General features: G+C 35.2%; 17 protein-coding genes and 1 other annotated feature. Of the genes, 14 read left to right on the top strand and 3 right to left on the bottom strand.

Features of this window, described 5'->3' with window-relative positions; all coding sequences use genetic code 11:
• Positions 1-15: 15 nt before the first annotated feature.
• Positions 16-255: a binding site (T-box leader), on the top strand.
• Positions 256-306: 51 nt separating this feature from the next.
• The 13 genes from asnS to thmT all read left to right on the top strand — a co-directional run bounded on the left by asnS (position 307) and on the right by thmT (position 11976).
• Positions 307-1698: an asparagine--tRNA ligase gene (gene asnS / locus ACSBO6_RS13100; protein ID WP_098845321.1), complete on the top strand. Its 1392-nt coding sequence runs from the start codon at positions 307-309 to the stop codon at positions 1696-1698.
• A 173-nt stretch (positions 1699-1871) separates the two neighbouring features.
• Positions 1872-2126: a YqkE family protein gene (locus ACSBO6_RS13095; protein ID WP_098845320.1), complete on the top strand. Its 255-nt coding sequence runs from the start codon at positions 1872-1874 to the stop codon at positions 2124-2126.
• 245 nt (positions 2127-2371) lie between these two features.
• Entirely contained in the window at positions 2372-3871 is a 1500-nt protein-coding gene (locus tag ACSBO6_RS13090) for a 4-hydroxyphenylacetate 3-hydroxylase family protein (protein ID WP_098845319.1), read from the top strand.
• A gap of 58 nt (positions 3872-3929) precedes the next feature.
• Positions 3930-4676: an IclR family transcriptional regulator gene (locus ACSBO6_RS13085; RefSeq protein ID WP_098845318.1), complete on the top strand. Its 747-nt coding sequence runs from the start codon at positions 3930-3932 to the stop codon at positions 4674-4676.
• Between the two features lie 54 nt (positions 4677-4730).
• Entirely contained in the window at positions 4731-5270 is a 540-nt protein-coding gene (locus tag ACSBO6_RS13080) for a 3-hydroxyanthranilate 3,4-dioxygenase (protein WP_098845317.1), read from the top strand.
• Positions 5255-6292 carry an amidohydrolase family protein gene (locus tag ACSBO6_RS13075; protein ID WP_498843471.1) on the top strand — a complete coding sequence of 346 codons (1038 nt, stop codon included), beginning with the start codon at positions 5255-5257 and terminating at the stop codon, positions 6290-6292. Before ACSBO6_RS13080 ends, ACSBO6_RS13075 begins: the two co-directional genes overlap by 16 nt.
• Positions 6261-6722: a RidA family protein gene (locus tag ACSBO6_RS13070; RefSeq protein WP_098845316.1), complete on the top strand. Its 462-nt coding sequence runs from the start codon at positions 6261-6263 to the stop codon at positions 6720-6722. Before ACSBO6_RS13075 ends, ACSBO6_RS13070 begins: the two co-directional genes overlap by 32 nt.
• 55 nt (positions 6723-6777) lie before the next feature.
• Positions 6778-8250 (top strand): aldehyde dehydrogenase, encoded by a 1473-nt coding sequence (locus ACSBO6_RS13065; RefSeq protein WP_098845315.1) that lies wholly within the window; start codon positions 6778-6780, stop codon positions 8248-8250.
• A 29-nt stretch (positions 8251-8279) separates the two neighbouring features.
• Positions 8280-9056, top strand: coding sequence for a 2-keto-4-pentenoate hydratase (locus ACSBO6_RS13060; protein ID WP_483295169.1), 777 nt, complete (start codon positions 8280-8282; stop codon positions 9054-9056).
• Positions 9057-9070: 14 nt separating this feature from the next.
• The gene (locus ACSBO6_RS13055) at positions 9071-9952 is read left to right on the top strand and encodes an acetaldehyde dehydrogenase (acetylating) (protein WP_098845313.1); all 882 of its coding nucleotides are present in this window, start codon (positions 9071-9073) and stop codon (positions 9950-9952) included.
• 30 nt (positions 9953-9982) lie between these two features.
• Positions 9983-11002, top strand: a complete 1020-nt coding sequence (gene dmpG / locus ACSBO6_RS13050) for a 4-hydroxy-2-oxovalerate aldolase (protein ID WP_098845312.1) — start codon at positions 9983-9985, stop codon at positions 11000-11002.
• A 15-nt stretch (positions 11003-11017) separates the two neighbouring features.
• Entirely contained in the window at positions 11018-11788 is a 771-nt protein-coding gene (locus tag ACSBO6_RS13045) for a 2-keto-4-pentenoate hydratase (RefSeq protein WP_098845311.1), read from the top strand.
• Positions 11789-11793: 5 nt separating this feature from the next.
• Positions 11794-11976 (top strand): 2-hydroxymuconate tautomerase, encoded by a 183-nt coding sequence (gene thmT / locus ACSBO6_RS13040; RefSeq protein ID WP_098845310.1) that lies wholly within the window; start codon positions 11794-11796, stop codon positions 11974-11976.
• 81 nt (positions 11977-12057) lie between these two features.
• On the opposite strand, the gene ACSBO6_RS13035 is transcribed toward thmT, so the two are convergent.
• Positions 12058-12750: a Crp/Fnr family transcriptional regulator gene (locus tag ACSBO6_RS13035; protein WP_098845412.1), complete on the bottom strand. Its 693-nt coding sequence runs from the start codon at positions 12748-12750 to the stop codon at positions 12058-12060.
• A 16-nt stretch (positions 12751-12766) separates the two neighbouring features.
• Positions 12767-13867, bottom strand: a complete 1101-nt coding sequence (locus ACSBO6_RS13030) for a TIGR04053 family radical SAM/SPASM domain-containing protein (RefSeq protein WP_098845309.1) — start codon at positions 13865-13867, stop codon at positions 12767-12769.
• A gap of 133 nt (positions 13868-14000) precedes the next feature.
• On the opposite strand from ACSBO6_RS13030, the gene ACSBO6_RS13025 reads away from it, so the two are divergent.
• Positions 14001-14720 carry a YwiC-like family protein gene (locus ACSBO6_RS13025; protein WP_098845308.1) on the top strand — a complete coding sequence of 240 codons (720 nt, stop codon included), beginning with the start codon at positions 14001-14003 and terminating at the stop codon, positions 14718-14720.
• A gap of 74 nt (positions 14721-14794) precedes the next feature.
• On the opposite strand, the gene ACSBO6_RS13020 is transcribed toward ACSBO6_RS13025, so the two are convergent.
• A complete protein-coding gene (locus tag ACSBO6_RS13020; RefSeq protein WP_098845307.1) occupies positions 14795-15556 on the bottom strand; it encodes an Mrp/NBP35 family ATP-binding protein in 762 nt (253 codons plus the stop codon).
• Positions 15557-15667: the final 111 nt, after the last annotated feature.

Genomic DNA, 15667 nt, shown 5'->3' with positions numbered 1-15667 from the left:
TTAAAAACTATATATTTTAAATCGATGAAAAGGAAAGTAGTTTTTGCTATATTCGATAGCGAGCTAGGGACGGTGGAAGCCTAGTGATGAAGCATAAATGAAGAACACCTTTGAGTTCTAACCGAAAGGGATCTCTTAAGTAGGCTTAGACGTTACCAGCACGTTATGAACTGGGTTAAGCGATGTTAGCTTTAAAGTTGGTCATATTTTTGACAATTTGGGTGGTACCGCGGAAGTTAGTCTTTCGTCCCTTTTATAGGGATAGAAGGCTTTTTTTATTGGAAAATTAACATAAGGAGGCTAATTATGATAAAGACTGTAGTAAAAGATTTATACAGAAATCAAGAAAATTTTAAGGACAAAACAGTTCAAATTTCAGGATGGATTCGTACTTTACGTGATTCTAAAACAATTGGTTTTATGGAGTTAAACGACGGTACATTCTTTAAGAGTGTACAAATAGTATTTGAGGACAATCTTGATAACTTCAAAGAGATTACAAAATTACCGATTAGCTCTACTGTTTTAATAGAAGGTGAATTTATTCCAACTCCGGAAATGAAACAACCTTTTGAAATTAAAGCGACTAAAATAGTTGTTGAAGGATTATCAGATGCAGATTTTCCATTACAAAAAAAGAGACATTCGCTTGAATATCTGAGAACAATTGCTCATTTACGTCCAAGAACGAATGCTTACTCAGCAGTTTTCAGAGTAAGATCTCTTGCATCATATGCTATTCATAAATTCTTCCAAGAAAAAGGTTTTGTCTATGTACATACGCCGATTATTACGGGAAGTGACACAGAAGGCGCAGGAGAAATGTTCCGTGTAACAACAATGGATTTAAACCAACTTCCAAAAACTCAAGACGGAAAAGTTGATGAAAGTGCAGATTTCTTCGGTAAAGAATCTAACTTAACGGTAAGTGGTCAATTAAATGGAGAAGCTTACGCACTTGCGTTCCGTAATGTGTATACATTTGGTCCAACATTTAGAGCAGAAAATTCAAATACTGCACGTCATGCCGCTGAATTCTGGATGGTCGAGCCAGAAGTTGCCTTTGCAGAATTACCGGATATCATGGACCTGGGTGAAGATATGATCAAATATGTCATTAATTACATATTTGAACAAGCACCTGAAGAAATGGAATTCTTTAATAGCTTTATTGATAAAACGCTTATTGACAGATTAAAGAATGCATTAGAATCTGACTTTGGTCGAGTTACTTATACTGAAGCTGTTGAATTATTACAGAACTCAGGTAAGAAGTTTGAATACCCAGTTGAATGGGGAACAGATTTACAAACTGAACATGAACGTTACTTAAGTGAGGAAATTTACAAGCGTCCTGTATACGTAACTGACTATCCGAAAGAAATTAAAGCATTTTATATGAGAGCAAATGAGGATGGCAAGACAGTTGCTGCGACAGACTTACTAGTGCCTGGTATTGGCGAGTTAATCGGAGGAAGTCAACGTGAAGAAAGAGAAGACGTCCTTGTGGAGCGAATCAAAGAACTTGGTATGAATGAAGAAGATTACTGGTGGTATTTAGAGCTTAGAAAATACGGCGGTACAAAACATTCAGGCTATGGAATTGGATTTGAACGACTTGTTATGTATTTAACAGGAATGAAAAACATCCGTGATGTAATCCCATTCCCACGTACTCCAGGAAATGCAGATTTTTAATATAAAAAAACAATAGGATGCCCTAAGCATCCTATTGTTTTTTTATGAGGACAAAATAGATTTTAACATTTGAAAAAAGAGAAATAGTAGCTTTATAATATAAGCAAGAATGAAGTAATTCTCTTTCTACTAGTAATTAATGATAGAATAATGGAAATCGAAGGTGATATAAAATGAAAAAAAGAAAACCACAGCAGCCTGTAAAACCGTCGTACGAACAAAAAGAAAAAATATCATTAGGCTCATTAATGAATGAAGATATTCTTCAAAAATTAAAAAATACAAAAAAACAATTGCAAGAAAATGAAACGAAGCTAAAAGAGGAAGAAGAAGCACGTATTCGTGAAGAAAAAAGATTACGTGAGAAAAATAAATCATTTGAAGAGTTACTTAACGAGAGTAATATCTCTTGGAAGGACTTTAAATAAGACGCTAATGGTGTCTTATTTTTTTTATGTGAAAAATTTAAGAAATTTCACATTGTGAAATTATTTGATTGTTCAAAATTTTATAATTTTTTATAGTGAAATTAGGTTAAATAAAAGGTAGTAGGTGGTGTAAATCATTTAAGATCGTGAAATTGCCCTTTTTGAAAGCGCTTTAAAAATTTTCCGGATTCGATTTAAAAGCAAATGTTCAAAATATTACATATCGAAAGTGGAGGAATGATGAAATGGGTATTCGTACAGGAGCGCAATATATTGATGGACTAAAATCTAGAAAGCCAGAGGTATGGCTAGGTGGAGAAAAGGTAGAAGATATCGTAAACCATCCAGTTTTCAAGCAACCGATTCTAGAGATTGCAAAATTATATGATATGCAGTTCGATCCAGCTTATCAAGACAAAATCACACATATTTGTGAAGAAACTGGTGAGCGAGTTTCGAATGCGTTTTTAGTGCCAAAGTCAGCTGAAGATATTAAAAAACGTGGAGATTTGTTCGAGGCATATGCAAAATCAACATTTGGTTTAATGGGAAGAACACCGGATTTCTTGAACATTGTCCTAACTTCTATGGCAAGTAATTCATGGTTTTTAGATAAATATAATCCAGAGTGGTCAAAAAATGTCCAAAATTATTTCAAATTTGTTCGTGATAACGATATCTTCTTAACGCATGCAATTATTAACCCACAAAATGATCGCAGTAAGCCATCTTATGAACAAAAAGATTTATTTACTCATTTAGGTGCAGTTGAAGAAACGGTTGATGGATTAGTCGTTCGAGGGGCTAAAATGCTTGCAACTTTAGCACCAATTACAGATGAGGTTATTATCTATTCATTCCCTGGATTCCACGAAGGTGATGAGCGATATGCTTTAGCATTTGCACTGCCAATTGACACGCCGGGATTGAAAATTTTATGTAGAGAACAGATGCAAGATGGTAAAAGATCATTTTTTGATCATCCATTAGCATCTAGATTCGAAGAAATGGATGCTGTTCTTGTATTTGAGGATGTGTTAGTTCCTTGGAATCGTGTATTTATTCATAATAATGTTGAAGCTGCAAATAATCTATATCCCAAAACAGGTATTGCCCAACAGCCTGCTCACCAGTCTGGGGTAAGAGGATACATAAAATTAGCTTTTGCAGTAGAGGTAGCCTGCAAGTTAGCTGATTCAATTGGAGTAGATGTTTATTTAAATGTCCAAAATGACTTAGGGGAATTACTACAATCAGTGGAAACAATTCGAGCTTTACTTCGAGTTTCTGAAACAGAATATGAGACATTACCTTCAGGTGAAGTAAGACCGGCTTGGGAACCACTTGAGACAATTCGTGGCTTACTTCCAACAATGTATCCAAGGGCAATTGAAGTGATTCAAACAATTGGTGCAGGTGGCTTGTTAATGTCACCAACAGAAGCAGACTTTGAACATCCTGAGCTAAGAGATGCTATGGATAAGTACTATGTTGGACGTGAAGGTGTATCCTCATTAGACCGAGTACAATTGTTCAAACTTGCATGGGATTTATGTGGAGAGGCATTTGGACAAAGAGCACTTCAATATGAAAGATATTATACTGGTGACCCAATCCGAAAAAGAGCAATTTACTATAACCAAATGAAACGTAAGAAAACGTTTAGTATGGTGGACGATGCATTAGACGGAGCAAAAAACTTAAAAGGAGTATCGACTAATCTAGCGAATTCTAAAGTTAACTGATTAATTTTAGAAAGCAGGGATTTTATGAAATTTTTTAGCATCAAAGAGGAGGGATCTAATGATCTCTTCAGTTCAAAAGATTTCTAGAATATTAGATTGCTTTACAGAAGAAGAACCAGTCCTAGGAAATTTAGAAATTGCCGAAAAATTAAATATGAATGCAAGCTCGGTCCACCATTTAGTGCGAACCCTTTGTACTGAAGGAATTTTAATTCAAGATAGTAAGAAAAAGTATCGACTTGGTTGGAAGTTGCTTGAATGGAGTAATCACGTTATGTATCAGCAAGACATATATAGCGAAGCCATTCCATTATTAGAAAATCTACTAAAAAATTATGATAGTACCGTTCATATTGGAATGTTTGATAAAGGAGACGTAAGATTCGTCTTAAAAGTTTCCTCTAAACATTCGATCCCTGTCCCGACATTTATTGGGGCTAAGCGACCTGCATATTGTACGAGCACTGGTAAAATCCTACTATCATATAATCCAGCTTATTTAAAAACAACGATTGAAAAAGGATTTAAAGCTTATACACCAAATACAATTACGAATATTGATGCATTAAAAAAAGAAATGGCTGCCATTAAAGAGAATGGTTATAGCATTAGTAACAATGAGAATGATCTAGGATTATTTGGAATTGCAGCTCCAATTCAAACCTATACTGGCCAAACTTTTGCGGCATTAAATATGGTTGGACCAGTTTCGTATATGATGAGCCAAGACATAAGTCGAATGATTCAGGATGTTGTGAAAACTGCTAAAACAGTCTCAAATCAGCTTGGTTATATTAATGCATAATGATAGCGCTTACTTGAGAGTTCGAGTAAAAATGAATTAATTGGAGGATAAAAGATGAATCTTAAAAGTCGAGTTTTTAATATTTTCAAATTGATTGAGGATAATAAAGAGCTATTAAAACCACCAGTTAATAATAAAGTTATTTGGGAAGATTCAGAGTATGCTGCAATGATCATAGGGGGACCAAATAAACGTAGGGACTTCCATATCGATCCTGCAGATGAATTTTTCTATCAAATTAAAGGCAATTGCTATGTTGAGTGTATTACGCCAGATGGTAAGCGCGAAGTTGTAACAGTTTCTGAAGGGGAAATTTTTATGCTTCCTTCTTTTGTTCCACATTCACCTCATAGAGTAAAAGATTCATATGGAATTGTGCTTGAACGAAAAAGAGCAGAAGGTGAATTAGAAAGCTTTGTTTGGTTCTGTGATGAGTGTAATGAAGAAATGCATAAAAAGACAGTTCAATTAACGGATATCGGTACGCAAGTAAAAGAAGCGATTGAACAATTCAATGCTAGCCTTGAATTAAGAACATGTAAAAACTGTGGTCACATTATGAAAGAGGAAGCGGATGAATGGGTATGCGTATAGACTTTCACACACACATAATTCCTGAGGATTTACCGAATTTTTTTGAGAAATATGGTCATGAAAGATGGCCGGTTCTACAACCTACATGTTCATGCGGTGCCAATATAATGGTTGCTGGAAAAGTTTTTAGGGAAGTAACGGATCAAGTTTGGAGTCCAAAAAAGAGAATTGAGGACATGAATAATGAAGATGTAACAATGCAAGTGCTCTCGCCAATTCCAGTTACATTTTCGTATTGGGCACCAGTTAATGCTGCATTGGAAATGGCGCAAATTCAAAATGATTTTATTGCAAATACTGTTAAAAAGAATCCTTCTAAGTTTATTGGGTTAGGGACAGTACCAATGCAGAACGTAGAAATAGCTATTCAAGAAATGGATCGTTGTATTCATACACTTGGATTAAGTGGACTGGAAATTGGTACAAATGTCAATGGAACAAATTTAGACAGTGATGAATTCAGTCCTTTTTTTGAAATGGCTGAAAAATGGAATGTCCCATTGTTTATTCATCCTTGGGAAACATTAGCGAAGGATCGTACGCCGGATCATAACTTTATGTACACGGTTGGAATGCCAAGTGAAACAGCTTTAGCTGCTGCTAGCTTAACATTTGGTGGAGTAATTGAAAAATACCCAAAATTAAAGATTTGTTTTGCACATGGCGGAGGATCATTCCCATTTATTCTACCTAGATTAGATCAAGGATGGAAGGTATGGCCACATTTGCGGAAAACTGCCTATCCACCAAGTCATTATGTAAGTAATTTTTATTTTGATTCTCTTCACTACGATCCTATTAATATTCAATTTTTAATTAACCGATTTGGTTATGACAAAATTGTGATGGGCTCGGATTATCCATTCTTATTAAGAGAAACGCCACCTGGAAGAGTGATTAATCAAATGGATATTAATAAAGAAATGAAAGAAGCGATTTTAGGAAGAAATGCGCTGAAATTTTTAAACATTAAGGAGGCAGATTTACTTCATGGAAAACAAAGTATTGACTCCAGAAGATAGATTAATAAGTTTAGGTTATGCCCTTAAACCAATAAGACCGGCTTCAGGTAATTATGTAAAATCTGTTCGTACAGGGAATCTATTATTTACATCTGGTCAAGGTGTAGATGAATACCATGGAAAAGTTGGACGAGAGTTGACGCTCGAAGAAGGGTATGCAGCTTCTAGAGAGTCAATGTTAAATTTAATTAGTATATTAAAGTACGAATTAGGTGAACTTTCGAAAGTAAAACGAATTGTAAAAATATTAGGATTTGTAAATAGTACAGAAGATTTCTATGATCATCCAAAAGTGATGAATGGTGCTTCTGACCTTTTAGTAGAAGTGTTTGGAGAAAGAGGAAAACATGCTAGGTCAGCTGTTGGGATGGCACAGCTTCCACATAATACAGCGATCGAAATTGAAATGGTTGTAGAAATAGAGGATTAAAAATTTGGTGACACTCGTGTCACCTTTTATTCTATTAGAATGGTAGGTGCCTATTATGCAAGTTACAGAGAAGAAAAATAAAACATTACCGATCGATTGTAAGCACTTTATTGATGGACGATATATCCCTTCTTTTAATCAAAAAACGTTTTTTAATATCAATCCTGCTACTGAAGAAGTGTTAGGTTCTGTTTCTGAAGGTGGAAAATTAGAAATTGATCTAGCAGTAAAAGCAGCAAAACGAGCGCTAAAAGGTGAGTGGAAACAATTTACTAGCAATCAAAGAGCAGCGGTATTACGAAAAATCGGCGACGGAATCTTAGCTCGTAAAGAAGAATTAGCGGCATTAGAGGCAATGGATACCGGAAAGCCGTATGATCTTGCTTTAGAAGTTGATATTACTAGATCGGCTCACAATTTTTATTTTTTTGCTGATTATATTACAACATTAAGCTCAGAATCTCATATGCAAGATCAAACTGCCTTACATTATACATATCGTAGGCCTGTTGGTGTCGTTGGGATGATTAACCCATGGAATCTACCTTTATTACTATTAACATGGAAGCTAGCACCTTGTTTAGCAGCAGGAAATACAGCGGTTATGAAGCCAGCAGAATGGACACCAATGACAGCTACAGTGTTAGCTGAAATTTGTAAAGATGCAGGCGTACCTGATGGGGTTGTGAATGTTGTTCACGGATTTGGAGCAAATGCGGCAGGGTCAGCTTTAACAGAGCATAGCGATGTTGATGCGATCACATTTACTGGCGAAACAAAAACAGGTTCAGCAATTATGAAGGCGGCAGCTCCAACATTAAAAAAATTATCGTTTGAGCTTGGGGGAAAAAATCCAAACATTATCTTTGCTGATTCTAATTTAGAAGAAGTGATTGAAACAACTTTAAAATCATCTTTTATGAATCAGGGAGAAGTTTGTTTATGTGGATCTAGAATTTACGTTCAAAGATCAATCTTTGATGAATTTATTGAAAAATTTGTTGCGAAAACAAAGGAATTAAAAATTGGTGATCCATTTGAAGAAGGTACAAAAGTCGGAGCGGTAATTAGTAAAGAACATTACGAAAAAGTATTATCTTATATCGAGATGGCAAAAGAAGAAGGCGGAACGATTTTAACGGGTGGCAGTAGACCTCATGCAATCGAAAAAGGATGCTTTATTACACCGACAATCATTACTGGGCTAAGTCGTGATTCTAGATGTGTTAAAGAAGAAATATTTGGTCCAGTCGTGACTGTTATGCCATTTGATTCGGAAGAAGAAGTCATCGAATGGGCAAATGACACTCATTATGGTTTAGGAGCAACGATTTGGACAAATGATTTACGTAGAGCCCACCGTGTTGCTCATCAAATTGAGGCTGGAATCATTTGGGTAAACACTTGGTATTTAAGAGATTTACGTACACCATTTGGAGGGATGAAGCAAAGCGGTTTAGGTCGTGAAGGTGGAATTCATAGCTTTGAGTTTTATAGTGAATTATCGAATATCACGATTAAATTATAAAAATAAAAGGGAGGGGATAGAAAGTGAAGATTACTAGTGTAGATGAGCTAACAATTTTGCTGCAAGAAGCAGAAGAGAGTGGAGTTAGTATAAAAGCATTAACCGAGGTTTATCCTGGATTAACTGAAAAAGAAGCCTATCAAATTCAATTAACAAATGTCGAAGAAAAATTGAAAAAAGGGCAGAAAATTATCGGAAAAAAAATTGGATTAACTTCGATTGCCATGCAAGAGTTATTAGGGGTAGATGAACCAGATTACGGTCATTTACTAACAGATATGAAAATTCCTAATTTCGGTGAAGTACAAGTTGCCAATATGATTTTACCAAAAGTAGAAGCTGAAATTGCATTTGTCTTAAAAAAGGATTTAATCGGTCCAAATATTACATTTGAGGATGTCATTAATGCCACAGATTATATTGTGCCTGCAATAGAAGTAGTTGATAGTAGAATCGAAAATTGGAAAATTCGATTAGAGGATACAGTAGCCGATAACGCTTCATCATGCTTATTTGTACTTGGCAATGAGCGTTTCGATGTAGGGGAAATTGACTTGCCAAATGTTACGATGGAATTATATCGTAACGGAGAATTGATGAATTCAGGTAAGGGAGAAGCGGTGTTAGGAAACCCAATACATTGTGTAGCATGGTTAGCCAATAAATTAAGTGAATTTGGAATCTCGCTAAATGCAGGAGAAATTATTTTATCAGGAGCTTTATCGGCTGCAATTAATGCAAATGCTGGAGACTTATTTACTGCGAAGTTTCCATTATTAGGGGAAGTTTCGATTTCATTCAACTAAATGAGGTGGTAATGATGAATAAATTAAAAGTCGGAATCATTGGCTCAGGGAATATTGGAACAGATTTAATGATGAAATTACAGAATAATCCATTTCTAGAATTAACAACGATGATCGGCATTGATCCAGAATCTGACGGGTTAAACCGTGCAAAGGAATTAGGAATTGAAGTAATCGATAATGGTATTCAAGGATTCATAGAACGAAGTGAATTGGCTGATTTATTGTTTGATGCAACTTCTGCAAAAGCGCATTTTCATCATGCAAAAGTACTTGGCGAATTAAAGAAACGCGTGATCGATTTAACTCCAGCGGCAATTGGGCCATTTGTCGTACCACCTGTAAATTTAGGTTCACATATTATCGAAAGCAATGTCAATTTAATAACATGTGGCGGGCAAGCAACGATTCCAATCGTTCATGCGGTTGGTCAAATTGCAGAAGTTGAGTATGCAGAAATTGTTGCAACAATCAGTTCAAAAAGTGCTGGTCCTGGTACACGTGCTAATATCGATGAGTTTACTGTAACAACGGCCAGAGGACTTGAAGAAATTGGTGGAGCTAAAAAAGGAAAAGCGATCATTATTTTAAATCCAGCAGAACCGCCAATTATGATGAGAGATACAGTGTATTGTAAAGTTACGAATAAAGATTTTAACCATGAAAGCATGATTCATTCCATTAAACAAATGGTGAAAAAGGTTCAAGCGTATGTTCCAGGATACCGCTTAAGAATGGATCCAATCATAGATGGTTCAACTGTAACTGTTTATTTAGAAGTTCAAGGATCTGGAGACTACTTACCTAGCTATGCAGGAAACTTAGATATTATGACTGCATCAGCAGTAAAAGTAGCAGAAGAGATTGCACAATATGAAGTTGTAAAAACCGTTTAAAAAAGTGCCTAAAGAAAGTGAGGGAGTGCAATGTTTAAAAAAGAAATCATAGTAACTGAAGTAGCACTTCGCGATGGAAGTCATGCAATTGCTCATTCGTATACAGTAGATCAAGTTGTTCGAATTGCTAAAGCTCTTGATGATGCAAAAATGCCTTTTATTGAAGTATCACATGGAGATGGTTTAGGTGGTTCTTCACTACAATATGGTTTATCAACAACAAATGAATTTGAATTAATTGAAGCAGCGGTTAATTCTTGCCATCATTCAAAGATTGCCGTCTTACTAATACCTGGTATTGGAACAGTAAAAGAATTAAAAACGGCAGCAAAAATCGGAGCGAAAATGGCTCGTATAGCTACCCATGTTACGGAAGCTGATGTTTCGAAACAACATATTTCGATGTCTAAAGAGCTTGGATTAGAAACAGTCGGATTTTTAATGATGTCACATATGGCACCAGTTGAAAAATTAGTAGAACAAGCTAAATTAATGGAAAGCTATGGTGCTGATGTCGTATATATGGTTGACTCTGCAGGAGCGTTTCTACCACATGAAGTAAAAGAACGTATTGCTGCTTTACGAGGGTCTATTGCTATTGAAGTTGGTTTCCATGCCCATAATAATCTTTCACTAGCGATGGCAAATACACTAGTAGCAATTGAAGAAGGAGCTACTAGAATTGATGGAAGTGTACGATGCTTAGGGGCAGGAGCGGGAAATACCCAAACTGAAGTGTTAATTGGTGTATTAGAGCGATTAGGAATCAAGACAGGAATTGATTTCTATAAGATGATGGACTTAGCAGAGGGAATTGTTGCACCAATTCTTCAAACACCACAAGAAATTACGAAAGGTAGTCTAATATTAGGCTATGCAGGAGTGTATTCTAGTTTTCTATTACATGCTAATCGAGCAGCTAAAAAATGGAATGTTGATTCAAGAGATATCTTAATAGAATTAGGAAAACAAAAAGTTGTTGGTGGGCAAGAGGATATGATCCAAGAAGTTGCTTGTATGTTAGCAAATAAAAAATTGACTGTTTTTTGAGAGGAGACGAGTTTTATGATAACTGAAATCGCGAATAAAATATATATGCACCAAAAAAACGGTCTAGAAATGGATAAGATTACGATCGAACATCCTGAATTAAACGTAAACAATGCTTATGAAATTCAAAAATTAAGCATTGATAATGCGATTAAAAATGGTGATCCATTAATTGGTTGGAAAATGGGACTAACAAGTATTGCGAAACAAAAATCTGTTAATGTTGATGAGCCGATTTATGGACGCTTAACAAAATCGATGGAATTAAAAAAAAATGAATTGAAGATGGAAGGTTCAATCCATCCAAGAGTTGAGCCAGAAATTGCATTTATGATTAAAAAGCCATTATTTGGACATGATGTAACAGCAAAAGATGTGTGGGAAGCAACGGAGTATATTGTACCTGCATTAGAAGTAATCGATAGTCGATATAAAAATTTCTCATTTACACTGACAGATGTAGTAGCAGATAATGCATCTTCATCAAAATTTATTATTGGTAAGCAACAATATTCACCTACATATACTTCATGGGACGAAATTAACGTTGAATTATATAAAAATGGAGTTAAAGTACAAAGTGGTATCAGTTCTGATGTACTAGATCATCCTGTAGAATCTGTCGTAAAGCTAGTGCAGATGCTAAGTAAAAACGGTGAACAAATTGAACCAGGAATGATTATTTTAACGGGTGGTATTACAGAAGCAATCCACGTCAAAGAGGGCGATATTGTAGAAGCACGTTTTGATGGAATCGAGACAATGTCACTACAAGTAACGAGGTAGTACATATGCCAATCATTCAAATCCAATTGATTGAAGGTAGAAGTCCAGAACTAAAAAAACAATTAATGAGAGAAATTAATGAAGTAGTTTGTCGTACATTAGATGTTGGACCCCCGCAAGTAAGGATCCTAATAAACGAAATAAAAAAGGAAAACTGGTCTGTCGGTGGAGTTGCGAAGGATGAATAGAAAAGCCCCTGTTTTTATAGGGGCTTTTTAACTTGTAAATAATAGTTATTTTTCTTGAAATGACTTACTAAATGATCATAGTTAATGATTGATTTCCTCTTCTAATTTACTTAGATTAACGATGTAAAAATCTTTGCTATCAAGTGAAATGGCAGCTTTTTTTCGTAGCTGAGTTAAAGTTCTGCTTACTGTTTCCCTTGAAGTACCAATCATATTGGCTAGTTCTGTATTTGTGAATTTGGTTGTGATTTTGTAGGAGTCTCCAATTTTCTCGCCATTTGATTTAGCTAATCGTATTAAAAGCATAATCACTTGTTCGTATGTATTGTGTAGTATTTTTTCTTCAAGGCGATTTTGTAAATCAACAATTTTTTCTCCCAATACTCGAAACATTTTTATACATAGTTCAGGGTAACTGATTAAAATTTTCTCAAAATCATTTATTGGTGTTACGATTAGCTGTGCATTTTCAATTACTTCTGCATTTGCAGGAAACGTCCCTTTTCGGAAAAAACCAGCATGGGGAAACATTTCTCCTTCTTTTAGAACTGATACAATTTGTTCTTTGCCATTTGCATCAGTTTTATAAATTTTCACTGTACCAGTATGGATAAAAAATACACGGTCTAACAATTCGTCTTGCATAAAAATGATGGAATGAGCGTTATATTTTCTCGGAGAAGAAATTGAGATAATCGGTTCTAACTCTTCATCTGATAATTCTTTAAATAACGGAACTGTTTGCAAATGCTTTTTAATATCATCTCTTTTTATCATTAGAATACTCCTTTCAAGATTGAACCTTAGGAATATAAACACATGCTGGCTCACTTTCTAAGTAATCACCAGTGAGTGCATAAGCTCTAGAACGAGATCCACCGCAAACATAGCGATATTCACATTTTCCACATTTTCCTTTATAATTATCAGGATTTCTTAATTCTTTGAAAATTGGAGAATAACGGTAGATGTCCGAAAGCGATTTTTCTCTTACATTGCCGGCTTTAATTGGAAGCAGACCACTAGGAAATACGTCACCAATATGAGAAATAAACAAGAACCCATTTCCATCATTTACGCCTCTAGGTGCTCTACCCAATTCGAACTGTCCTGTTTTACCAGCATTTAGTGCATCTTGGTATTGAATATTCTTTTTGGTATCTTTATTTTTTCTTATTTTATCTGAGATGACTACTCGGCGATAGTGCTGTGCAGCAGTTGTTTTAATATCAAAAGGTACTCGTTTGCTTAATTCATTTAGCCAACGGAATACTTTTTCGTGTTCTACCGGTGAAATCATGTCAGTTACTTTGCCTCTTCCTGTTGGAACTAGGAAAAATACACTCCATAATACACATTTTAATTGTTGAATCATCTCTGCCATTTCTTCTAAGTAATCAATATTATAACGTGAGATCACAGTGTTAATTTGTAATGGAAGTTCTAACTCGTGAATGTATTTAATTGCATTCATTGTTAAATCGAATGATCCTGAAGTACCTCGGAAGTGATCATGGATTTTTGCAGTTGGACCATCTAAACTAAATGCCCAACGAGCAAGACCCACTTCTTTTGCTCTTTCAATGGCTTCTTTTGTTACATTCGGTGTAGCACTAGGGGTCATGGAAACGCGCACACCTTTTTGAATCGCGTAAGAAGCAAGATCATAAACGTCAGGTCGCATGAGTGGGTCTCCACCGGTAAATACAAGTAATGGATTATTCATTTCATAAATTTCATTAATCAGTTTTTTTCCTTCATCCAAGTCAAGTTCAAGAGGATGCCGTTTGTACTGAGCTTCAGCTCTGCAATGAAGACAATTGAGCTCACAGGCTCTAGTTAATTCCCATATCACAATAAATGGATCCTGATCGAAATTAGTCTCAAACATAGATATTCCTCCAAATGTTAGCTTTTACTTTATGATACAGGACAATAATTGAAAGATTAGTGAACTATATCACAGAAAACGCCCATTTGTATCAGTATGATGGAAGAATAATGATGAAAGTGGGTGTTATAACGTGAAAATAGTAGTTCCAAACCAACACGGAGCTTGGGCAATGCTCTTAATTCCTTATATACTTGGCGTTGTCGCTAGTTCGTTTCGTTTAATTCATATCCCTTTGTTTATAGGTTGGTTTTTTCTATATCTTGCAACCTATCCTTTAATGATGGTAATAAAAGGGAAACAAGTGTCATTTTATACTAAATGGGCGATCAGTTATTTTTTCATTTCATTCGTATTTTTAGCACTCGTGATGTTTGCTGAATGGAAATTGATCTACTTTGGCTTAGCCATGCTTCCATTCTTTCTATTTAACATATACTTTGTTAAGAGAAAAAACGAACGAGCCTTTACGAATGATATGCTTGCAATAGGTGTTTTTTGTATAGGTGGTTTGGCTAGTTATTATATAGGAAAGGGAGTACTTACAAGTGAAGGCTGGAGTGTAGCACTATTTGTATTTTTATACTTTTTAGGTAGCACATTTTTTGTAAAATCGATGATTCGAGAAAAAAAGAATAAGAGATTTCGTTGGTATTCGTGGGGATACCATTTTATTACTCTATTATTTATTTTTACTTTAAAAGAGTCCTGGCTTTGGATTCTTCCTTTTGCGCCTAGTTTAATCAGAGCAATTTCCCTTTACAATAAAAAACTTACAATTATGCAATTAGGGATTGTTGAGATTATCAATTCTGTCATATTTTTAGTAGTAACTAGTTTTCTATTTATGTAAATTCTGCATATTTTTTCAAGTACTCAACCTACAAAAGCGACTTCTGCTAATGGAAGTCGCTTTTGTAGGTTAGTTTAATCTTCTATAACAGCATGTAAAGCGTTAAATTTCAGATTAATGGTAGTAGCTAACTCATTATAATGTTGAAATAATCTAGTATTCTCATTATATATGGACGGAGTAGGTGAATCATCCTTCACTTCTTCAATCGGAAGCTTGGCAAGTACTTCACTTCCTAATCGATTGGCTAATAAATCGCCACCTCCTTTTCCAAATATGTAATACTTTTCGGAACAATCTTTAGGTTGAAAGTAAGACATATTTTCAATTACACCAAGAATTTCATGATTTGCTTTTTGGGCCATCGTTCCTGCTCTTTCGGCAACAATTGATGCTGTTTGATGTGGGGTGGTAACAATCATTTCTTTACTCTCAGGAATAAAGTGGTGCATATCGAGTGCAATATCACCAGTCCCTGGAGGCATGTCTAAAATGCAATAGTCTAATTCTCCCCAAATGACATCTTTACTGAAATGCTCAACCATTTTACCTAACATAGGACCTCTCCAAACGACAGGATCATTATTTTTGATGAAAAAACCCATTGATATAATTTTTACACCGTGTGACTCCACAGGGATGATTTTTCCGTTAAAAGTTTTTGGCCTGATGTCGATTTCCATCATTTTAGGAATGCTAAATCCATAAATATCTAAGTCAATTAAAGCAACTTTTTTTCCTTGTCTTGCAAGGGCGACTGCAAGATTTGTTGATACGGTTGATTTTCCTACTCCACCTTTTCCACTAGTTATAGCAATTACATTTCCTTTTAACATGTTCACACCTCATTTTTAAATTTTAAAGGTCAATTGTGTGATGTACTTCACAGTCTTGGAAATAGTCTTTCTGTACAATTATGACAAAGAAGAAGACTTCATCATGTACCC

This window comes from Bacillus sp. AL-1R (assembly GCF_052180195.1).
Classification (GTDB): Bacteria; Bacillota; Bacilli; order Bacillales; family Bacillaceae_G; genus Gottfriedia.
This window is presented reverse-complemented; position numbering and strand designations above follow the sequence as displayed.

What these genes read in the sequence shown, in the direction of transcription:
- ACSBO6_RS13085 (WP_098845318.1), top strand. Translation starts at nt 3,930, where the DNA reads ATGATCTCTTCAGTTCAAAAGATTTCTAGAATATTAGATTGCTTTACA.
- ACSBO6_RS13065 (WP_098845315.1), top strand. Translation starts at nt 6,778, where the DNA reads ATGCAAGTTACAGAGAAGAAAAATAAAACATTACCGATCGATTGTAAG.
- ACSBO6_RS13045 (WP_098845311.1), top strand. Translation starts at nt 11,018, where the DNA reads ATGATAACTGAAATCGCGAATAAAATATATATGCACCAAAAAAACGGT.
- ACSBO6_RS13095 (WP_098845320.1), top strand. Translation starts at nt 1,872, where the DNA reads ATGAAAAAAAGAAAACCACAGCAGCCTGTAAAACCGTCGTACGAACAA.
- ACSBO6_RS13030 (WP_098845309.1), bottom strand. Translation starts at nt 13,867, where the DNA reads ATGTTTGAGACTAATTTCGATCAGGATCCATTTATTGTGATATGGGAA.
- ACSBO6_RS13070 (WP_098845316.1), top strand. Translation starts at nt 6,261, where the DNA reads ATGGAAAACAAAGTATTGACTCCAGAAGATAGATTAATAAGTTTAGGT.
- ACSBO6_RS13080 (WP_098845317.1), top strand. Translation starts at nt 4,731, where the DNA reads ATGAATCTTAAAAGTCGAGTTTTTAATATTTTCAAATTGATTGAGGAT.
- ACSBO6_RS13020 (WP_098845307.1), bottom strand. Translation starts at nt 15,556, where the DNA reads ATGTTAAAAGGAAATGTAATTGCTATAACTAGTGGAAAAGGTGGAGTA.
- ACSBO6_RS13075 (WP_498843471.1), top strand. Translation starts at nt 5,255, where the DNA reads ATGGGTATGCGTATAGACTTTCACACACACATAATTCCTGAGGATTTA.
- dmpG (WP_098845312.1), top strand. Translation starts at nt 9,983, where the DNA reads ATGTTTAAAAAAGAAATCATAGTAACTGAAGTAGCACTTCGCGATGGA.
- asnS (WP_098845321.1), top strand. Translation starts at nt 307, where the DNA reads ATGATAAAGACTGTAGTAAAAGATTTATACAGAAATCAAGAAAATTTT.
- ACSBO6_RS13055 (WP_098845313.1), top strand. Translation starts at nt 9,071, where the DNA reads ATGAATAAATTAAAAGTCGGAATCATTGGCTCAGGGAATATTGGAACA.
- thmT (WP_098845310.1), top strand. Translation starts at nt 11,794, where the DNA reads ATGCCAATCATTCAAATCCAATTGATTGAAGGTAGAAGTCCAGAACTA.
- ACSBO6_RS13090 (WP_098845319.1), top strand. Translation starts at nt 2,372, where the DNA reads ATGGGTATTCGTACAGGAGCGCAATATATTGATGGACTAAAATCTAGA.